This window comes from Acidovorax delafieldii 2AN (assembly GCF_000175235.1).
GTDB lineage: Bacteria > Pseudomonadota > Gammaproteobacteria > Burkholderiales > Burkholderiaceae_C > Acidovorax > Acidovorax delafieldii_B.
Map to the genome: position 1 here is coordinate 1 of NZ_ACQT01000308.1, position 3,656 is coordinate 3,656.

General features: G+C 68.7%; 4 protein-coding genes. 3 read left to right on the top strand and 1 reads right to left on the bottom strand.

The window, feature by feature from the left end; all coding sequences use genetic code 11:
* The 3 genes from ACDELDRAFT_RS20135 to ACDELDRAFT_RS20145 all read left to right on the top strand — a co-directional run.
* On the top strand, positions 1 to 602 hold a 602-nt coding region (locus ACDELDRAFT_RS20135), incomplete at its 5' end, for a hypothetical protein (RefSeq protein WP_040330077.1).
* Between the two features lie 25 nt (positions 603 to 627).
* A complete protein-coding gene (gene trpC / locus ACDELDRAFT_RS20140) occupies positions 628 to 1,428 on the top strand; it encodes an indole-3-glycerol phosphate synthase TrpC (protein WP_005799908.1) in 801 nt (266 codons plus the stop codon).
* Positions 1,429 to 1,660: 232 nt separating this feature from the next.
* Positions 1,661 to 2,392, top strand: a complete 732-nt coding sequence (locus tag ACDELDRAFT_RS20145; protein WP_005799909.1) for a uracil-DNA glycosylase — start codon at positions 1,661 to 1,663, stop codon at positions 2,390 to 2,392.
* A gap of 39 nt (positions 2,393 to 2,431) precedes the next feature.
* Here the strand turns inward: ACDELDRAFT_RS20145 and queA are convergent, their stop codons facing one another.
* Positions 2,432 to 3,580 carry a tRNA preQ1(34) S-adenosylmethionine ribosyltransferase-isomerase QueA gene (gene queA / locus ACDELDRAFT_RS20150; RefSeq protein WP_040330080.1) on the bottom strand — a complete coding sequence of 383 codons (1,149 nt, stop codon included), beginning with the start codon at positions 3,578 to 3,580 and terminating at the stop codon, positions 2,432 to 2,434.
* Between the last annotated feature and the right edge of the window lie 76 nt (positions 3,581 to 3,656).

Genomic DNA, 3,656 nt, shown 5'->3' on the forward strand with positions numbered 1-3,656 from the left:
CGCCACCGCGTCGCCTGGCCCGGCCGGCCTCGCTGGCGGCTTGGGCGGGGACGCTGGCGATGCAGCCGCGCGCATGGCTGCCAGAGAACCTGGAATCGCCTGCATCCAGGCGCGAAATCATCCTGACAACGGGACTGTCGGGCCTGCTGTGCAGCGCAGCGGTGCTGCGCATTGCCGGGCTGCAGGAAGGCGTGGCATTCTGGGCCGTCGTGCTTCTTTGCACGGTGTTGATCCTGCTGGCGATGCAGCTGCAACTGCAGGGCAGGCAGGTCCACCGGGGCTGGGAAGTCGATTTTCAGCAGGGCCGCCTGACCCCGGTGGGCCTCGTCCAACGGGAAGCGATCCGGATTGATCCTGCCGAACACAGTCTGGGCTGCTATCCGGCCACCACCCGAGAAACCGGCGTGTCTTTTTTGCTGGAGTTGCGGCATGTGCGCCGTGGTCCGGTGGCCGCGCTGACCGTGGTGCATCTCACGTCTCGCCAATTTCCACAGAACCTGCGCATTCTTGACCGCTGCGTGGACACGCTGGCAGAGCGCCTGCAGATCCGCCGCTCGGGCGCGCCGCTGCCGGTGGGCAACGCCCCGCACGCAGCGCATTGAACCTTCACAACCCCCTTCACACACCATGTCCGACATCCTGAACAAGATCGTTGCCGTCAAGCACGAAGAAGTCGCCGCCGCCCAGAAGCGGCTGCCGCTGGCCGCGATGCGCGCCGACGCCGAGAGCCGCGTGCTCACCCGCGACTTCGAGGGCGCGCTGCGCGCCAAGATCGCGCGGGGCCAGGCGGCCGTCATCGCCGAGATCAAGAAGGCCAGCCCGAGCAAGGGCGTGATCCGCGCCGACTTCATCCCCGCCGACATCGCACAGAGCTACGCCGAGGGCGACGGCACCGTGAGCGCTGCCTGCCTTTCGGTGTTGACCGACAAGCAGTTCTTCCAGGGCAGCGTGGATTACCTCAAGCAGGCGCGCGCCAGCTGCCAGTTGCCCGTGCTGCGTAAGGATTTCCTCATCGACCCCTACCAGGTGTACGAGGCCCGCGCCATGGGCGCCGACGCCATCCTGCTGATCGCCGCCTGCCTCGATGACGCGCAGATGGCGGACTTCGAAGCCATCGCGCGCGGCCTGGACATGGCCGTGCTGGTGGAGGTGCACGACCGCGCCGAGCTGGAGCGGGCGCTCAAGCTCAGGACCCCGCTGGTCGGCATCAACAACCGCAACCTGCGCACCTTCGAGGTCACGCTCGACACCACGCTGGGCATGCTCAAGGATGTGCCGCCCGACCGCCTGCTGGTCACCGAGTCGGGCGTTCTCAAGCCCGCGGACGTGAAGACCATGCGCGATGCCGGCGTGCACGCCTTCCTCGTCGGCGAGGCCTTCATGCGCGCCAAGGAGCCCGGCCTGGAACTGGCCAAGCTGTTTGCTTGACGTGAACACCCCCCCTGAGGCGCTGCGCGCCTTCCCCCCGCTCTCGCATCGCTGCGCGATGCGGGCAGGGGGGGATGCCACCAGCGCGGCGGGGCTGCCCTTGCGCGGTGGCCGCTGGTCTGGGCTGCGCCAGTCTCATGCATCGCGTACGCAGGGCGAGTGGGGAATCATCGAACTTCGAAATTGATAGCTATTCGCGCTTGATAGAAAAGCGCTGGAGGCCGTTTTGACCATGAATGATCCGCAAACCACCCTCACGCAGCTGCAGAGCGCCGATCCGGCCGACTGGCCCGTGGCGCCCGGCTGGCAGCCGCTGGTGCAGGACTTTTTTGCCGGCGCGGCCGGATGCAAGTTGCTGGGCTTTCTGCAGGCGCGGCTCAATGCCGGTGCCACCATCTTTCCGCCGCGCCCGCTGCGGGCGCTGGAACTCACGGCGCCCGAGGACGTGCGCGTGGTCATCTTGGGGCAGGACCCGTACCACGGCAGGGGCCAGGCCGAGGGGCTGGCCTTCTCGGTGGCACCAGGCGTGCCGCTGCCGCCCTCGCTGCGCAACATCTTCAAGGAGCTGCAGCGCGACCTGGGCACGCCGCCGCCGGCGTTTCCGCAGCCCGGCGGCAGCCTGGTGAAATGGGCGGCGAATGGCGTGCTGCTGCTCAATACCACGCTCACCGTCGAAGAAGGCCAGCCCGCCAGCCACGCCGGCAAGGGCTGGGAGGTGCTGACCGATGCCGTCATCCGCCACGTGGCCCAGGGGCAGCGCCCGGTGGTGTTCATGCTCTGGGGCTCGCATGCGCAGAGCAAGCGCGCCGTGATTCCGGGCGACCGGGGGCACCTGGTGCTCACGGCCAACCACCCCTCGCCGCTGTCGGCCCTGCGCCCGCCGGTGCCCTTCATCGGCTGCGGGCATTTCGGTCAGGCACGGGCGTTCCGGCAGGCCCACGAGGCGCCAATTGCTACTGATTAGATAGCTGTTGGCGCTTTTCCATCAAGCGCTTGAGATTGTTTATGCCATTTTCCGGCGTTCCAGCAGCATGGCGTCGCCATAGCTGAAGAACCGGTATTCCTGCGCGATGGCATGCCGGTACAGCGCCATCACGTGCTCGTAGCCCGCGAAGGCGCTCACCAGCATCATCAGCGTGCTCTTGGGCAGGTGGAAGTTGGTCAGCAGCACATCCACCACCTGGAAGGCAAAACCCGGCGTGATGAAGATGGCGGTGTCGCCGCTGGCCTGGCCCGAGCGTGCCCACGATTCGAGCGTGCGCACCGTCGTCGTGCCCACGGCCACCACGCGGCCGCCGCGCTGGCGGCAGCGCTCCAGGGCGGCCAGCGTGGCCAGGGGCACCTCGTACCACTCGCTGTGCATCTGGTGCTCGGCAAGGTTCTCGGTTTTCACGGGCTGGAAGGTGCCCGCGCCCACGTGCAGCGTGACGCTGGCGCGCTCGATGCCGCGCGCCGCCATCTCGGCCAGCACGCTCTCGTCGAAATGCAGCGCCGCCGTGGGCGCGGCCACGGCGCCGGGCGCGCGGGCGAACACCGTCTGGTAGCGCTGGCTGTCTTCGGCCGCGTCGGGGTCGTTGCCGGTGTGCTGCTGGCGCTCGATGTAGGGCGGCAGCGGCAGGTGGCCGTGGCGCTCCATCAGCTCCCAGGGCGATTCGCCCGCGGGCCCGTGCAGCGCGAAGCGGAACAGCGGGCCGTCTTCCGTGGGCCAGCGCGAGAGCAGCGTGGCGTCGAATCCGCCGGCGTGGCGGCCACCGGCCATGTGCACCGTGCTGCCGGGCAGGGGCTTCTTGCTGACCTTCATGTGGGCCACGACTTCGTTGCCCGTACCGCCTGCGGTGCCTGCCGCGTTTTCGCGGGCCTCGGCCGGCAATACGCGCTCGATCAGCAGCTCCAGCTTGCCGCCGCTGGCCTTCTCGCCAAAGATGCGCGCCTTGACCACGCGCGTGTCGTTGAACACCAGCAGGTCGCCCGCGCGCAGCAGGCCGGGCAGTTCACGGAAGATGCGGTCGGTGGGCGGAAGCTGGCGGCCGTCAAGCAGGCGCGACGCGCTGCGCTCGGAGGCGGGGTGCTGGGCGATGAGGGCCGGGGGCAGCGCGAAATCGAAGTCGCTGAGGGTGAAGGCGCGCGGTGCGCTGGCGGTCGTGTCGGTCATGGGCTTGAGGGCCGGACGGGCCCGTTCCAAGAAGAGAAAGGGGGCGATTCTCCCACGGCCGCGCTGTGCCATTCGG